The 14843-nt window shown below is 70.1% G+C and carries 15 protein-coding genes; 7 read left to right on the forward strand and 8 right to left on the reverse strand.

The window, feature by feature from the left end; all coding sequences use genetic code 11:
- Positions 1-420: 420 nt before the first annotated feature.
- Complete coding sequence (locus ABZ915_RS41955) at positions 421-1065, reverse strand: DNA-3-methyladenine glycosylase (RefSeq protein ID WP_361814475.1); 645 nt, start codon at positions 1063-1065, stop codon at positions 421-423.
- Positions 1066-1203: 138 nt separating this feature from the next.
- Here ABZ915_RS41955 and ABZ915_RS41960 point away from each other — a divergent pair, with 138 nt between their 5' ends.
- From ABZ915_RS41960 to ABZ915_RS41970, 3 genes are all read left to right on the forward strand, one after another.
- On the forward strand, positions 1204-1986 hold the full coding sequence (locus tag ABZ915_RS41960; protein ID WP_361814478.1) for a sporulation protein: 783 nt from the start codon (positions 1204-1206) through the stop codon (positions 1984-1986).
- Between the two features lie 50 nt (positions 1987-2036).
- Entirely contained in the window at positions 2037-2576 is a 540-nt protein-coding gene (locus ABZ915_RS41965) for a YbhB/YbcL family Raf kinase inhibitor-like protein (protein WP_361814481.1), read from the forward strand.
- A 154-nt stretch (positions 2577-2730) separates the two neighbouring features.
- Entirely contained in the window at positions 2731-3243 is a 513-nt protein-coding gene (locus ABZ915_RS41970) for an HNH endonuclease (RefSeq protein ID WP_361814484.1), read from the forward strand.
- 71 nt (positions 3244-3314) lie between these two features.
- Here the strand turns inward: ABZ915_RS41970 and ABZ915_RS41975 are convergent, their stop codons facing one another.
- The 3 genes from ABZ915_RS41975 to ABZ915_RS41985 all read right to left on the reverse strand — a co-directional run bounded on the left by ABZ915_RS41975 (position 3315) and on the right by ABZ915_RS41985 (position 5665).
- Positions 3315-4259: an SPFH domain-containing protein gene (locus tag ABZ915_RS41975; RefSeq protein ID WP_361814487.1), complete on the reverse strand. Its 945-nt coding sequence runs from the start codon at positions 4257-4259 to the stop codon at positions 3315-3317.
- A 129-nt stretch (positions 4260-4388) separates the two neighbouring features.
- Positions 4389-4820, reverse strand: coding sequence for an NfeD family protein (locus ABZ915_RS41980; RefSeq protein ID WP_361814490.1), 432 nt, complete (start codon positions 4818-4820; stop codon positions 4389-4391).
- A gap of 47 nt (positions 4821-4867) precedes the next feature.
- Positions 4868-5665, reverse strand: a complete 798-nt coding sequence (locus ABZ915_RS41985) for an ABC transporter ATP-binding protein (protein ID WP_361814493.1) — start codon at positions 5663-5665, stop codon at positions 4868-4870.
- A 150-nt stretch (positions 5666-5815) separates the two neighbouring features.
- Here ABZ915_RS41985 and ABZ915_RS41990 point away from each other — a divergent pair, with 150 nt between their 5' ends.
- A complete protein-coding gene (locus ABZ915_RS41990) occupies positions 5816-6604 on the forward strand; it encodes a hypothetical protein (protein ID WP_361814496.1) in 789 nt (262 codons plus the stop codon).
- A 170-nt stretch (positions 6605-6774) separates the two neighbouring features.
- Here the strand turns inward: ABZ915_RS41990 and chpE are convergent, their stop codons facing one another.
- From chpE to ABZ915_RS42005, 3 genes are all read right to left on the reverse strand, one after another.
- Complete coding sequence (gene chpE, locus ABZ915_RS41995; protein ID WP_361814499.1) at positions 6775-7023, reverse strand: chaplin ChpE; 249 nt, start codon at positions 7021-7023, stop codon at positions 6775-6777.
- A gap of 115 nt (positions 7024-7138) precedes the next feature.
- A complete protein-coding gene (locus ABZ915_RS42000; RefSeq protein ID WP_361814502.1) occupies positions 7139-7777 on the reverse strand; it encodes a response regulator transcription factor in 639 nt (212 codons plus the stop codon).
- Positions 7770-8915, reverse strand: coding sequence for a GAF domain-containing sensor histidine kinase (locus ABZ915_RS42005; protein ID WP_361814505.1), 1146 nt, complete (start codon positions 8913-8915; stop codon positions 7770-7772). Before ABZ915_RS42005 ends, ABZ915_RS42000 begins: the two co-directional genes overlap by 8 nt.
- 239 nt (positions 8916-9154) lie before the next feature.
- On the opposite strand from ABZ915_RS42005, the gene ABZ915_RS42010 reads away from it, so the two are divergent.
- From ABZ915_RS42010 to ABZ915_RS42020, 3 genes are all read left to right on the forward strand, one after another.
- Positions 9155-9850 (forward strand): SDR family NAD(P)-dependent oxidoreductase, encoded by a 696-nt coding sequence (locus ABZ915_RS42010; RefSeq protein ID WP_361814508.1) that lies wholly within the window; start codon positions 9155-9157, stop codon positions 9848-9850.
- Positions 9847-10932: an S-adenosylmethionine:tRNA ribosyltransferase-isomerase gene (locus ABZ915_RS42015; RefSeq protein WP_361814511.1), complete on the forward strand. Its 1086-nt coding sequence runs from the start codon at positions 9847-9849 to the stop codon at positions 10930-10932. Before ABZ915_RS42010 ends, ABZ915_RS42015 begins: the two co-directional genes overlap by 4 nt.
- Positions 10933-11230: 298 nt before the next feature.
- Complete coding sequence (locus ABZ915_RS42020) at positions 11231-11995, forward strand: transglycosylase SLT domain-containing protein (RefSeq protein WP_361814514.1); 765 nt, start codon at positions 11231-11233, stop codon at positions 11993-11995.
- A gap of 93 nt (positions 11996-12088) precedes the next feature.
- Here ABZ915_RS42020 and ABZ915_RS42025 read toward each other — a convergent pair whose 3' ends face one another.
- Complete coding sequence (locus tag ABZ915_RS42025) at positions 12089-14614, reverse strand: FHA domain-containing protein (RefSeq protein ID WP_361814517.1); 2526 nt, start codon at positions 14612-14614, stop codon at positions 12089-12091.
- Between the last annotated feature and the right edge of the window lie 229 nt (positions 14615-14843).

Consider the following 14843-nt stretch of genomic DNA (forward strand, 5'->3'; position numbering starts at 1 on the left):
GACGGGGTATCAACATATCTGGCGTTGATTTTTGGCACGCTGTTGAGTTCTCAAGGAACGGTCGCTTCCTTTGTACTCACCCGAGAGACTCTCTCCTGGCTTTCCTCCGGGCGCTTCCCTTCGGTCTTGCGTTTCCGACTCTATCAGATCCTTTCGGCGTCTGATTCCCAGTCGGCGGGATTTGCCTTAGGCCTTCTCGCTTTCGCTCGTCGGCCTTTCGACATTCACTACGTTAGCCGATTCCCTCGCGAACTCATAATCGAGTTCCGCGGGTTCGAATTCGGGCGTGCGGGCACGCCGAAAACGTCCCCGGCAGAGGGGAATCGTAGGTAGTGGGTTGGCCGCTCCGGCTGCTGGCGATTGCCGTACCCGGTTCAGCGGCTCGGGCTACGTTACGCACCCTGCCCACGCGAGTCAACTTCAGCGGCGCCGTGGCACGTGGGCCCGATAAGGGCTGACGGTCGGGTCGTCGGCGATCCAGAAGCGCCAGGGGTGGATGTCCCCGTTCCCTCCGTCGCCGGCGACTCCGGTGCGCGGGCCGTTGCGTACCTGGTCGGAGGGGACAGGGGTCCCGGTCAGGATCCGCAGGGGCGTCTCCCCCGTGGCGCAGGCGTCCGTACCGTCGAGGGCGCGGTCCACGCCCAGGGCCGTGGCGAGGCGGGCCGGGCCTTTGGCCAGTTCCCTGTCGTTACGGGCCGAGAGTCGACGCTTGCGGGCAAGCCCCTTGCCCTCGATGATCTCGCCGCCGCGCAGCAGGACCGCGCTCGCGATGCCCTCGGGGCCGCACACCAGGTTCATGCAGAACCACATGCCGTACGTGAAGTAGACGTACACATGTCCGGGGGGACCGAACATCACGTCGTTGCGGGCCGTGCGGCCGCGATAGGCGTGGGAGCCGGGGTCGTTCATACCGTCGTATGCCTCGACCTCCGTAAGGCGCACCGCGATCGGGCCCTCCGGCGTCGTACGGACGAGGACGCGGCCCAGTAGGTCGGGCGCGACCTCGAGGACGGGCCGGTCGAAGAACTTCCTGGGCAGGGGCGTACGGTCCGAGGGCGCGATCATGGCGTACGAGCGTAGTCCAGACGGGTGGATCCCAAGGGCTGGTCAAGGTTCTGTCGGCTTGCCAGGGTGTGGGCGCGGAACCGGTCGCGCGTCGATCGCGTTTCTAGGGATCAAGGATCCGTTCGTAAAGGGAGAGTCATGGCGTTCAAGAAGCTGCTCGCGAGCCTCGGGGCCGGCGGGGCTTCGGTCGAGACGGAGCTGGCCGAGGTCAACGTGGTGCCCGGTGGTGTCGTCCAGGGTGAGGTGCGGATCCAGGGCGGGTCCGTGAACCAGAACATCGAGGGTCTGTCCGTCGGTCTGCAGGCGCAGGTCGAGGTGGAGAGCGGCGACGAGGAGTACAAGCAGAACATCGAGTTCACCAAGCTCCGGCTCGGCGGGGCCTTCGAGCTCCAGGCCGGGGCCGTGCACGCGGTGCCGTTCGGGCTGGAGATCCCGTGGGAGACGCCGATCACGATGATCGACGGTCAGTCGCTGCGCGGGATGCACATCGGAGTACGGACCGAGCTGGAGATCGCGCGTGCGGTGGACTCGGGTGACCTCGACCCGATCAACGTGCACCCGCTGCCGGCGCAGAAGGCGATCCTGGACGCCTTCATCCAGCTGGGCTTCCGCTTCAAGAACGCGGACATGGAGCGCGGCCACATCCGGGGCACGCGCCAGCGGCTGCCGTTCTACCAGGAGGTCGAGTTCCACCCGCCGACGCAGTACCGCGGCCTGAACCAGGTCGAGCTGAGCTTCGTGGCCGACGAGCACGCCATGGACGTGGTGCTGGAGATGGACAAGAAGCCGGGGTTGTTCAGCGAGGGCAGCGACACCTACCGGTCCTTCCAGGTGGGGCTGCACGACTACCAGGGGACCGACTGGGCGGCCTACCTCAACCAGTGGCTGTCCGAGGTCGGCAGCAAGCGCAACTGGTTCTAGGGATCTAGGCTCGGAGTCACTGACTTCAGAACCGTTCAGGAGGTACCGAGGTGACCGAGCTCAAGAGGCGGCCGCTCCCCCATGACTTCCACCCGCCCGTGCCGTCGTTCACGGTGACGAGCGAGGACGTCCAGGACGGCGCGACGCTCAAGGACGCTCAGGTGCACGCGGCCGGCAACACCTCTCCGCAGCTGCGGTGGGAGGGCTTCCCGTCCGGGACCAAGAGTTTCGCCGTGACCTGCTACGACCCCGACGCCCCTACGGGCAGCGGGTTCTGGCACTGGGTCGTGTTCGACATTCCGGCCTCGGTGACCGAGTTGCCGGCGGGTGCGGGCGGCGGCAAGTTCGAGGGGCTGCCCGAGGGTGCCGTGCACGCGCGGAACGACTACGGGACGAAGGACTTCGGCGGTGCCGCGCCCCCGCCCGGGGACGGACCGCACCGGTACGTCTTCACGGTGTACGCGGTGGACCAGGAGAAACTCGGTCCGGATTCCGACGCTTCGCCCGCCGTGGTCGGTTTCAACCTGCGGTTCCACGCGATCGGGCGTGCTCAGCTCATCGGTGAGTACGAGAACCCCGGAAAAGGCTGATTGAGCCCAGCGTTCATGGAACGTTTGCCCGCCTCTGGTCTTGGAAGTGATCAGAGGCGGGCATTTTTTATTGCGTTGTCCATCTCGGCGCGCCCGTCCAGAGTTGATCCAAGCCCGCCGGGGGGTGGGCCGGTGCACATGGGAGGTGGGCTGGATGCGTGACACGCTGGTGCTGAACGCTAGCTTCGAGCCGTTGTCGACGGTGACCTTGAACCGAGCCGTCGTGCTGGTTCTCCAGGCCAAGGCCGTCGTCGAGCAGGCCCACCCCGAACTGCGCATGCGGGGCGCCGATGTGGACATACCCGCGCCCCGGGTGATCCGATTGTGCAGGTACGTACGCGTGCCGTTCCGAAGACAAGCTCCGTGGTCGAGGCGGGGTGTGCTGATACGGGACCGGCACCGGTGCGCGTACTGCGGCCGGCGGGCGACGACCGTGGACCACGTGGTGCCGCGGGCGCAGGGTGGGCAGGACACGTGGCTGAACACGGTCGCCGCGTGCGCGGAGGACAATCACCGCAAGGCCAACCGGACGCCGGACGAGGCGGGTATGACGCTGCTGCGGCTGCCGTTCGAGCCGACGCCGGCCGATGCGATGCTCCTGGCTCTGGGCCAGGAGGACTTGGGTGCGCTGCCCGATTGGCTGGCGCAGAGCGCGGCGGCGGCCTAGACCGTCGCGGTGGTACGTGAGTGGGGCCCGCCTTCGTGGAGAAGGCGGGCCCCACTCACGTGTGCCACAGGTCAGTCGATCGACGGCTTCTCGCGGCGCTGGTCCGGGACGTTGCCGGAGCCGCCGCCGGAACCGCCCGCCAGCGGGCCGAAGTTGCCCATCGCGCCGGACAGGCCCTTGAGGGCGTCGCCGATTTCGCTGGGGACGATCCAGAGCTTGTTGGCGTCGCCCTCGGCGATCTTCGGGAGCATCTGGAGGTACTGGTAGGAGAGGAGCTTCTGGTCCGGGTCTCCGGCGTGGATCGCCTCGAAGACCGTGCGGACGGCCTGTGCCTCGCCCTCGGCGCGCAGGGCGGCGGCCTTGGCCTCACCCTCGGCGCGCAGGATCTGGGACTGCTTCTCGCCCTCCGCGGTGAGGATGGCGGCCTGGCGCGTACCTTCGGCGGTGAGGATCGCGGCGCGCTTGTCACGGTCGGCGCGCATCTGCTTCTCCATCGAGTCCTGGATGGAGGTGGGCGGTTCGATGGCCTTGAGCTCGACGCGGTTGACGCGGATGCCCCACTTGCCGGTGGCCTCGTCGAGGACGCCGCGCAGGGCCGCGTTGATCTCCTCGCGGGAGGTCAGGGTCCTTTCGAGGTCCATGCCGCCGATGATGTTGCGGAGTGTGGTGACGGTGAGCTGTTCGATGGCCTGGATGTAGCTGGCGACCTCGTAGGTGGCCGCGCGGGCGTCGGTCACCTGGTAGTAGATGACGGTGTCGATGTTCACGACCAGGTTGTCCTGGGTGATCACCGGCTGCGGCGGGAAGGGCACGACCTGTTCACGCAGGTCGATGCGGTTGCGGATGGTGTCGATGAACGGGACGACGATGTTGAGGCCCGCGTTCAGTGTCCGCGTGTAGCGGCCGAAGCGCTCGACGATGGCGGCGCTGGCCTGTGGGATGACCTGGATGGTCTTGATCAGGGCGATGAAGACCAACACCACCAGAATGATCAGGACGATGATGACCGGTTCCATCGTGTTCCCCGTACCCTTCTCCGCCTCGGCGCCTCGGAAGATCTTACGGCTGTTGAAGATCTTGCTGGTCGAGTCTGACAGACCGTCGCGTAACTCGTGTGGTGTTCGGTCCAGTTGAGTCCTGCGAGGTCAGATGACGATCGCGGTGGCTCCTTCGATGTCCACGACGTCCACCTCCTGGCCCACGTCGTAGGCGCGTTCGGAGTGGAGGGAGCGTGCGGACCACACCTCTCCGGCGAGCTTGATGCGTCCGCCGGAGCCGTCGACGCGCTCCAGGACGACGGCTTGCTTCCCCTTCAACGCGTCGATGCCCGTGACGAGTCGGGGGAGCTGTCTGCCGTGCCGGGCGGCGATGGGCCGTACGACGGCGATGAGAGCGATCGAGACGATGACGAAGGCGAGGACCTGGACCACGACTCCGAGGCCGACGCCGGCGGCGATCGCGGCCGCGACGGCGCCCACGGCGAGCATGCCGAACTCGGGCATCGCCGTGACCACGAGCGGGATTCCGAGCGCTGCCGCGCCGACGAGCCACCACACCCATGCGTCGATGTCGTTCACATGGTCATGGTAGGGCCGCCGGTCTGCCGCGCACAGGGCGCACGAAGTCAGGACAGGGGCAGCCCCTGGGCGGTCCAGCGGTCGCCGACCTGCTCGACGACGAGCGGGAGGCCGAAGCAGAGGGAGAGGTTGCGGGAGCTGAGTTCGAGCTCCAGCGGGCCCGCGGCGAGGACCTTGCCCTGGCGGATCATGAGGACGTGGGTGAAGCCGGGGGCGATTTCCTCGACATGGTGGGTCACCATGATCATCGAGGGGGCGATGGGGTCGCGGGCGAGGCGGCCGAGGCGGCGGACCAGGTCCTCGCGGCCGCCGAGGTCGAGACCGGCGGCGGGCTCGTCGAGGAGCAGCAGTTCGGGGTCGGTCATCAGGGCGCGGGCGATGAGGGTGCGCTTGCGTTCGCCCTCGGAGAGGCTGCCGAAGCGGCGCTCGAGGTAGTCGCTCATGCCGAGGCGGTCGAGGAAGGCGCGGGCGCGCTGCTCGTCGATCTCGTCGTACTCCTCCTGCCAGCCGGCCGTCATGCCGTACGCGGCGGTCAGCACGGTCTGGAGGACTGTCTGGCGCTTGGGGAGCTTCTCGGCCATGGCGATGCCGGCCATGCCGATGCGGGGGCGCAGCTCGAAGACGTCGGTGCCGGGCTTGCCGAGGCTCTCGCCGAGGATGGTGGCGGTGCCCTTGCTGGGGAAGAGGTAGCTGGAGGCGACGTTCAGGAGAGTGGTCTTGCCGGCGCCGTTGGGGCCGAGGATGACCCAGCGCTCGCCCTCCTTGACCGACCAGGAGACCTGGTCCACCAGAGCCCGGCCCTCGCGGACCACGGATACGTCCTGAAGCTCCAGAACATCGCTCATGAGCGCGTTGTCTCCCCTTGCAGTGTGGCCGGTCTCGGCTGTCGCGTACGCCTGTGGCTCGGTCCGCCGCGCCGGTGGGCGCAGCCCACATGAAATCTACGCCACGAGTGCGGCGCTCCAATCCATCGGTCCGGTCCTTAGGGTGGGGGCATGCTCTCGGAACCACGTGCAGGACGACTCGCCGCTTGGGGAAATGCCCTTTTGGCTGGATTTGTCTCACCTGATGACGCCGTGCTCGCCATCGTCGGGGAGGACGCCGTCCACCGGGTGGAGGGGTTGCCGGGCGAGTCGGCGCCGGTCGGTCTCACGCTCGCGCTGGGGCGGCTGCGGGCGCTGGGGGCGACCGGGCTGCGGGTCGCGCTGCCTCGGCCCGGGCATCCGCTGGGGCTGAGCGGGCCGCCGGAGTTCAATGCGCGGGCTCTGGAGTCGGAGGAGGCGGTGATCGGGCACGGCGCCGCTCTCGGGCTGGTGCCGGAGGTGTACGAGGCCGGGCCGGCCGGTGATGTGCATGTCGAGGTGGTCTGGCACGTGCTTCCCGTGCGGGAGGCTCCGCCGGCCGATGTGCCGTCGCTGGGTGAGGCCGAGCGGGAGCTGGCGGAGGCCCTGCGGGACGCGACCGAGCTGCTGTCGCGGCTGGACGTCGCCGGGTCGGGCCCGGTGGCGGAGGCGGCGATCGACGCGTACCGGGCTCGCGCCGAGCGGGGGCGGGAGGTGTTGGCGCCGGGGTATCCGCCGCGGGCGGTGCGGGTGCTGGAGCTGGCGCAGCGGGTGGGGTTGCTGGTGTCCCTCGCTTATGACAACGGGCACGGGGGTGCGGTGAGCTCCGCTGAGATGGCGGCGCGGGGGGAGGCGCTGCGGCCTGTTGAGCGGACGGCTCGGCGCGCGCAGGTCGCGGCGTACAACTCCGTTGTGGAGGAGCGGGAGCGGGGGGTTCGGTGACCGCTCGGGTGCGGGTGCGTGGGGGTGCGCGTCCGTTGCTGGGGGGCTCTGCCCCCAGACCCCCGTATCGGCCTGGACGGCCTCGTCCTCAAACGCCGGACGGGCTGTAATCACCAACCCTGACAGGCCCCCCGGTGCACTCGGGAGGCCTGGGTCTGGGTCGGCCGGGGTCAGTGGTTGACGCCCAGGTTGCCGAAGGCCGGGTTCAGCGCGCCGATGACGTTCACGCTGTTGCCCACCGCGTTCACCGGGACGTGCACCGGGGCCTGGATGACGTTGCCGGAGACGACGCCCGGCGAACCCTTGGCCTCGCCGCCCGCCCAGGCGCCGCCGGTGGTGGCGGAGGCCATGCCGGCACCGGCGGCGATCAGACCACCGGCCACCATCGTCACGGCCGCTGCCTTCTTCAGGTTCTTCACTTCTTCAACCCCTCCTTGGTGAGCACCGTGGCAGTCGCCGCAGCACGCACTGGAGAACGCCGGAGATCGCCGGAGGATGCGCCGCCGGAGTGACATTCCCGCGATGGTATGAATCTCAGCCCGTCACACCATGACGTACCGCCCACAACGCCGCCTGCGTGCGGTCCGCCAGGTCGAGTTTCATCAGGATGTTCGAAACGTGCGTCTTGACGGTCTTCTCGGAGAGGACCAGGGCGCGGGCGATCTCCCGGTTGGAGCGGCCGTCGGCTATGAGGCCGAGCACCTCGCGCTCCCGTTCGGTGAGCGAGCCTCCCCTGCCCTGGCCGGAGTTGGCCTCCTGGGACAGCAGGACGTCGGCGACCTCCGGCTGGAGGAGGATGTGGCCGGCGTGGACGGAGCGGATGGCGCCGGCGAGCGCGTCGGGGTCGACGTCCTTGTACACGTATCCGGCGGCACCCGCGCGCAGGGCCGGCACCACCGTGCGCTGTTCGGTGAAGCTGGTGACGATCAGCACGCGCGCGGGGTTGGCGAGTTCGCGGAGCCTGCGCAGCGCGTCGACGCCGTCCATGCCCGGCATCTTCACGTCCATCAGGACGATGTCGGGCCGCAGTTCCTCGGCGCGGTCGACTCCCTCGGCGCCGTCGGCCGCCTCGCCCACCACCTCGATGTCGTCCTGGACCTCCAGGAAGGTGCGCAGGCCCCGGCGGACGACCTGGTGGTCGTCGACGAGCAGCACCCTGATCGCGTCAGCCACCGGGAACCTCCATCTCGATCGCGGTGCCCTTGCCGGGCGCCGATTCCACGGTGAGTCTGCCGCCGACGCCGCTCGCCCGGTCCCGCATGGAGACCAGGCCGAGGTGGCGGCCCGCGCGGCGGACGGTTTGCGGGTCGAAGCCGTGACCGTCGTCGGTGACGCGCAGGACGGCTCCGCCGCCGCGCCGGTCCACGGTCACGTCGACGTGCTCGGCCCCGGAGTGCCGCAGGGCGTTGTGCAGGGCTTCCTGGGCGACGCGCAGCATGGCCTCCTCCTGGGCGGCGGGCAGGGCGCGGAAACTGCGGGCGGCGAACGTCACGCGGGCGCTGTGGGCGCGGTCGAGGACCTGTGTCTGGGTGCGCAGGGTGGCGACCAGGCCGTCCTCGTCGAGGGCCGCGGGCCGCAACTCCACGACGGCGGCGCGCAGTTCGTCGGCGGCCTCGGCGGCGAGCGCCGCCACCTGGTGCAGCTCGCCCTTGGCGCGGCCCGGGTCGCGGTCGACGAGTGCGGCCGCCGCCTGGGCGGTCAGGCGCAGGGAGAACAGCTTCTGGCTGACCGCGTCGTGCAGCTCGTGCGCGAGGCGGGAGCGTTCCTCGGCGATGGTCAGTTCGCGGCTGCGTTCGTAGAGGCGGGCGTTGGTGAGGGCGATCGCGGCGTGCTGGGCGAGGATGGCGAGCAGTTGCTCGTCCTCTTGGGTGAAGCCGCAGCTGCCCTCGGGCTTGGGGCAGTTCTTGTTCGCCAGGAACAGCGCGCCGATGACCTCGTCGCCGTCCTTGATCGGCAGGCCCAGGAAGTCGGACATCTCGGGGTGCGCGGACGGCCAGCCCTCGAAGCGCGGGTCCTTGCGCACGTCGGCGAGGCGTTCGGGGCGGGCCTCGTCCAGCATCGCGGCGAGGATGCCGTGCCGGCGCGGGAGCGGGCCGATGGCCTTCCACTGGGCCTCGCTGACGCCGTCGACGACGAACTGGGCGAAGCCGCCGTGGTCGTCCGGGACGCCCAGGGCGGCGTACTGCGCGTCGAGCAGCTCGCGGGCCGAGGCGACGATCGTCTTGAGGACGTCCCGCACCTCTAGATGCCTGCTCATGGCCAGCAGCGCGGAGCTCACCGCGGCGAGGCCGGACCTGGGGCCTTGACTCATGTCCTCACGGTACCGGCGGGGTGTGACAGCGCGGATGGGACCGAGGGCGGCATCCGCCGGGCCGGTGGGCCTAGGGCGGGCGGCGTAGGCCCGCGGCCTAGGCCGCGGGTCCCGGACCGGTGGCGTAGGGCGAAGGGACCCGCCGGGTTGGGGCCCGCGTCCGAGGCGGCCGGGACCGTGCCGTTCCTACGTTGAGGCCACCGCCGATGGAGGCGGCCGAGAACGAGGGGACGGTTGTCATGCCGGTAGGGATCATCACGGGGGCCTCGAAGGGTCTGGGGCGGGCGCTCGCCGAGGCGCTGGCCGCGCGGGGCTGGGATCTGGTGCTGGACGCCCGGGGTGCCGAGGCGCTCGGCGCGGTGGCCGAGGCGGTGGCCGGGCACGGCACACGGGTGGAGACGCTGGCGGGGGACGTCGTGGACGCCGGGCACCGGGCCGAGCTGGTGGGTGCGGCGGTCGAGCTGGGCGGTGTCGACCTGCTGGTGAGCAACGCGAGCGCGCTGGGCGCCGAGCCGCTGCCGCGGCTGGAGCGGCTGCCGCTGGAGGGGCTGCGGCGCGCCCTGGAGGTGAACGTGGTCGCCGCGCTGGGCCTGGTCCAGGAGGCGCTGCCGCTGCTGCGGGAGTCGGCGGCGGGCACGGTGATCGCGGTCAGCTCGGACGCGGCCGCGGAGGCGTACGAGACGTGGGGCGGCTACGGGGCGTCGAAGGCGGCTCTGGACCAGCTGGTGGCGGTGCTCGGCGTGGAGGAGCCCGGGCTGCGGGTGTGGGCGGTCGATCCCGGGGACATGGCGACGGATCTGTACGCGGCGGCCGTACCGGGCGACGACGATCCGCGGCCGGCGCCCGCCAGTGTCGTACCGGCGTTCCTGCGGCTGCTGGACGAGCGGCCGGCGAGCGGGCGGTATGCGGCGCCGGCTCTGGTGGAGGGGCGATGACCACCGCGGTGCGGGTTCCGAAGGAGCTGTCGGCGCGGGTGCCGGCCGAGCAGCGGGGGCCCGGCCTCGACCGGGATGCCGTACGGCTGCTGGTCTCGCGCGGCACCGAGGTGACGCACCACGTGTTCGCCGAGCTGCCGCGGCTGCTGCGGGCCGGGGACCTGCTGGTGGTGAACACCTCGCCCACGCTGGCCGCCGCGGTGGACGGGCGGATCGGGCACGCGCGCGTGGTGGTGCACTTCTCCACGCGCGGGGACGACGGGCGGTGGGCGGTCGAGCTGCGGAGTCCGGACGGGGCGGGTACTACACGCGCACGTGCGGGCGGGCCCGCGGGCACAGAGGTGAGGTTGGCGGGCGGGGCGCGGCTGGTGTTCGAGGAGCCGCTGAGCGGGCGCGGTGAGCGGCTGTGGTGGGCGCGGCCGGACGGTGCGGAGGTCCTTCGGGTGCTGCGGGAGCACGGGCGGCCCATCCGCTACTCCTACACGGAGCGGGACCAGCCGCTGTCCGCGTACCAGACGGTGTTCGCGCTGCCGTCGGACGACGGGGCGGGCAGCGCGGAGATGCCGAGTGCCGCGCGGCCCTTCACTGCGCGGCTGGTGACGGAGCTGGTGAGCCGGGGGGTGCGGTTCGCGCCGATCACGCTGCACACGGGGGTGGCGTCGGCGGAGGCGCACGAGCCGCCGTATCCGGAGCGGTTCGTGGTGCCGGAGGCGTCGGCGCGGCTGATCAACGCCGTCCGGGGCGGCGAGGGGCGGGTCATCGCGGTCGGGACGACGGCGGTGCGGGCCGTGGAGTCGGCGGCCGGTCCGGACGGGGTGGTGCGGGCGGCGCGGGGGTGGAGCGATCTGGTGGTCACGCCCGAGCGCGGGGTGCGGGTCGTCGAGGGGCTGCTGACCGGGCTGCACGAACCGGAGGCCTCGCATCTGCTGATGCTGGAGGCGGTGGCGGGGCGGGCGGCGATCGACCGCGGTTACGAGGAGGCGTTGGGGGGCCGCTACCTGTGGCACGAGTTCGGCGACGTGCACCTCATTCTCCCGGCGGAGAGCCCTCACGCAGAGCATTGCTTGCGCAACGGTTGGTGAAGAAGCCATGAGGCCGATGTGAGCCCGCACATAGGGCGCACATCACGTACGAACGGACATAGGAGATAAAGGGTCCGTCCGTGAACGGGGCAGACGTTCCAGTCTGTCCCGTTTTGCCCCTCCCCGATCCACTATGCAGGGTCGTACGTCACACCTTTGCCTGTCCGTTTTGCGGCCGCTAAGAATTGCCTCCGTCGCTCAGCGCCGTGGGTTCCGCCCGCGGCGTTCGTGCGGGAAACGGAACCGAATCCCCGCCAGCCCAGAGCGACCTCCGCGCAATTCGAAGAGGTCCTAAGACATGCCCCAGAACTTCCAGATCCGTCGTCTCAGTCCGGCCCTGACCAAGCACCGCAAGATCGCCATCGCCGGCGTCTCCACCCTCGGTGCCGCCGCCATCGCCTTCTCGGCGGTTCCGAGCAGCGCGAAGACGATCACGACGGGCGCCCCGGCGTCCGCGCCCCACGTCGCCTACAGCTCCGAGCGGATCCAGGACGTCAAGGGCGCTGTCACCGACCAGCTCGCCACCCAGACCGTGAAGGTCGAGGCCATCACGGCGAAGAAGCAGGCCGCGCTGGACACGGCGGCGAAGAAGGCAGCCACCGCCGCGGCGAAGAAGACCGCCGCCGCTGCCGCCGTCAAGAAGGCCGCTCAGCAGCGCGCCGCCGAGGCACACGCCGTGCAGGCGGCCGCCGGCCGGTCCGCCGCGCGCCCCGCCGTCAAGCCGGTCGCCGCGAAGAGCTACGCCAACAACCTGGACGGCTGGATCCGGCAGTCCCTGGACATCATGAAGTCCAAGGGCATCCCGGGCAGCTACAGCGGCCTGCACCGCAACATCATCCGGGAGTCCTCCGGCAACCCCCGCGCCATCAACGACTGGGACGTCAACGCCGTCAACGGCATCCCGTCGAAGGGCCTGCTCCAGGTCATCCCGCCGACCTTCGCCGCGTACCACGTGGCCGGCACCTCGTGGAACATCTACGACCCGGTCGCCAACATCACCGCCGCCTGCAACTACGCGGCCGACAAGTACGGCTCGATGGACAACGTCAACAGCGCGTACTGAGGTCGGCGCGGACCTCTTCAGATCGCAGTGGACGAAAAGGGCGGCACCCCGTTGCGGGGTGCCGCCCTTCGTCGTCGTACGGGCCGGGCCCGGTTACTTGCGCATGACCTCGGGCTCGTGGCGGCGCAGGAAGCGCGCCACCAGGAAGCCGCAGAGCACACCCAGGGCGATCAGGGCGAACATGTCCATGCCCCAGGCGGAGGCCTGGTGGTCCCACAGCGGGTCCGTGTTGGTCGGGTCGTCGGCGTTCGGGGCGATGTTGTTGAAGTCCAGCGTGGTGCCGGCGGCGGCCACCGCCCAGCGGGACGGCATCAGGTACGAGAACTCGTTGACGCCGAGCGTGCCGTGCAGCGTGAACAGGCAGCCGGTGAACACGACCTGGATGATCGCGAACATGACCAGCAGCGGCATGGTCTTCTCGGCGGTCTTCACCAGCGAGGAGATGACCAGGCCGAACATCATCGAGGTGAAGCCGAGCGCCATGATCGGCAGGCACAGCTCGAACAGCGTGGAGCCGCCCAGGACGAGGCCCTGGTCGGGGATCTCCCGGCTGGAGAAGCCGATCAGGCCGACCATCAGTCCCTGAAGCACGGTGACCGCGCCCAGCACGACCACCTTGGACATCAGGTACGCCGACCGGGACAGGCCGGTCGCCCGCTCCCGCTCGTAGATGACCCGTTCCTTGATCAGCTCACGCACGGAGTTCGCCGCACCCGCGAAGCAGGCGCCCACGGCGAGGATCAGCAGGACCGTGGTCGCCGTGCCGTTCGGGACGGGCACGTGCGTCCTCGGGTTCACCGCGTTGACCAGCAGACCCTTGTCCGAGTCGATGAGCAGGCTGACCGCGCCGAGCACCGCGGGCAGGATCACCGAGAGCGCCAGGAAGCCCTTGTCCGAGGCGATGACCGCCACGTACCGCCGGATCAGGGTCACCAGCTGAGAGCCCCAGGCCTGCGGCTTGGGCGGCTTCATCGCCTGTGGCGGAGGCATGGGTACGGACTGCGGGGCGACGGCGTCGATGTCCGCGGCGTACATCTGGTAGTGCTGCGAGCCCTTCCAGCGGCCCGCCCAGTCGTAGTCGCGGTAGTTCTCGAAGGCGGAGAAGACATCGGCCCAGGTGTCGTAGCCGAAGAAGTTCAGCGCCTCCTCGGGCGGGCCGAAGTAGGCGACCGCGCCGCCCGGCGCCATCACCAGCAGCTTGTCGCACAGCGCCAGCTCGGCCACCGAGTGGGTGACGACGAGGACCGTACGGCCGTCGTCCGCGAGGCCGCGCAGCAACTGCATGACGTCGCGGTCCATGCCCGGGTCGAGGCCGGAGGTCGGCTCGTCCAAGAAGATCAGGGACGGCTTGGTGAGCAGCTCCAGGGCCACCGAGACGCGCTTGCGCTGGCCACCGGAGAGGGAGGTGATCTTCTTGTCCTTGTGGATGTCCAGCTTGAGCTCGCGCAGCACCTCCTCGATGCGGGCGTCGCGCTCGGCGGCCGTGGTGTCGGCCGGGAAGCGCAGCTTGGCCGCATACTTGAGGGCCTTCTTGACGGTCAGCTCCTTGTGCAGGATGTCGTCCTGCGGGACCAGACCGATGCGCTGGCGCAGCTCGGCGAACTGCTTGTACAGGTTCCGGTTGTCGTACAGGACCTCGCCCTGGTTGGCGGGCCGGTAGCCGGTGAGCGCCTTCAGGAGGGTGGACTTGCCGGAGCCGGACGGGCCGATGACCGCGATCAGGGACTTCTCCGGGACGCCGAAGGAGACGTCCTTCAGGATCTGCTTGCCGCCGTCGACCGTCACGGTCAGGTGGCGGGCCGAGAAGGAGACCTCACCGGTGTCGACGAACTCCTCGAGGCGGTCGCCGACGATGCGGAAGGTGGAGTGGCCGACGCCGACGATGTCGTTCGGGCCGAGCACCGCCGAGCCGCCCTTGGCGATCGGCTGGCCGTTGACGTACGTGCCGTTGTGCGAGCCCAGGTCGCGGATCTCGAAGCGGCCGTCGGGCGTGGCGTGGAACTCCGCGTGGTGACGCGAGACCTGGAGGTCGGAGACGACCAGCTCGTTCTCCAGCGCACGGCCGATGCGCATCACACGGCCCAGGGAGAACTGGTGGAACGTGGTCGGGCTGCGGTCGCCGTAGACCGGCGGTGCCCCCGCGCCACCACCGCTCTGCTGCTGCGGAATCTGCTGCGGAGCCGGCGGGGCCTGCTGCGACTGCTGCCAGCCGGCCTGCGCGGGCTGCGGCTGGGGCGTCTGCTGCGGCGGGGCCTGCTGGGCCCAGCCGGGGCCCGCGCCCTGGGCCGCGTACGGCTGCTGCTGCGGCTGCGCGACCGCCGCCGCGGCGCCGGAGAGGTTCAGGCGCGGTCCGTCGGTCGCGTTGCCGAGGTGCACCGCCGAGCCCGGGCCGATCTCCGTCTGCTGCGGGATCCGCTGGCCCTGCACGAACGTGCCGTTGGTGCTGCCGTGATCCTCGATCACCCAACTGCGGCCGTTGAAGCTGACCGTGGCGTGACGCCAGGAGACCCTGGCGTCGTCGAACACGATGTCCCCCTGCGGATCGCGTCCGAGGGTATAGGTCCGGGACGCATCGAGCGTCCAGGTCCGTCCGTTTGATTCCAGTACGAGTTCCGGCACTCCATGCCCCACTGAGTTGTCCCCCGAATTACCCCCAACACAGGGAGTCTAGGGATGTCGAACATCGTGGGGAACTATTTCAGGCTCCACCCTCTGACCGAAAGTCGGGCCTTGCGAAGAGCGCCGGAGAGCGCTTCAACTCATCCCGTTGACGGGGTTGAAACCGGCCCGGAGAGTGGTAATCCACCGCGAGGGGGACACAGCGGCCGCCGGCCGCGCCGCGGATCGG

It is taken from the genome of Streptomyces sp. NPDC046915, assembly GCF_040644935.1.
GTDB lineage: Bacteria > Actinomycetota > Actinomycetes > Streptomycetales > Streptomycetaceae > Streptomyces.

Bases quoted from the DNA above. Each gene is read 5' to 3' on its own strand.
- ABZ915_RS41955 (WP_361814475.1), bottom strand. From the start codon at position 1,065: ATGATCGCGCCCTCGGACCGTACGCCCCTGCCCAGGAAGTTCTTCGAC.
- ABZ915_RS41960 (WP_361814478.1), top strand. From the start codon at position 1,204: ATGGCGTTCAAGAAGCTGCTCGCGAGCCTCGGGGCCGGCGGGGCTTCG.
- ABZ915_RS41970 (WP_361814484.1), top strand. From the start codon at position 2,731: ATGCGTGACACGCTGGTGCTGAACGCTAGCTTCGAGCCGTTGTCGACG.
- ABZ915_RS41975 (WP_361814487.1), bottom strand. From the start codon at position 4,259: ATGGAACCGGTCATCATCGTCCTGATCATTCTGGTGGTGTTGGTCTTC.
- ABZ915_RS41985 (WP_361814493.1), bottom strand. From the start codon at position 5,665: ATGAGCGATGTTCTGGAGCTTCAGGACGTATCCGTGGTCCGCGAGGGC.
- ABZ915_RS41990 (WP_361814496.1), top strand. From the start codon at position 5,816: ATGCTCTCGGAACCACGTGCAGGACGACTCGCCGCTTGGGGAAATGCC.
- ABZ915_RS42005 (WP_361814505.1), bottom strand. From the start codon at position 8,915: ATGAGTCAAGGCCCCAGGTCCGGCCTCGCCGCGGTGAGCTCCGCGCTG.
- ABZ915_RS42010 (WP_361814508.1), top strand. From the start codon at position 9,155: ATGCCGGTAGGGATCATCACGGGGGCCTCGAAGGGTCTGGGGCGGGCG.
- ABZ915_RS42015 (WP_361814511.1), top strand. From the start codon at position 9,847: ATGACCACCGCGGTGCGGGTTCCGAAGGAGCTGTCGGCGCGGGTGCCG.
- ABZ915_RS42020 (WP_361814514.1), top strand. From the start codon at position 11,231: ATGCCCCAGAACTTCCAGATCCGTCGTCTCAGTCCGGCCCTGACCAAG.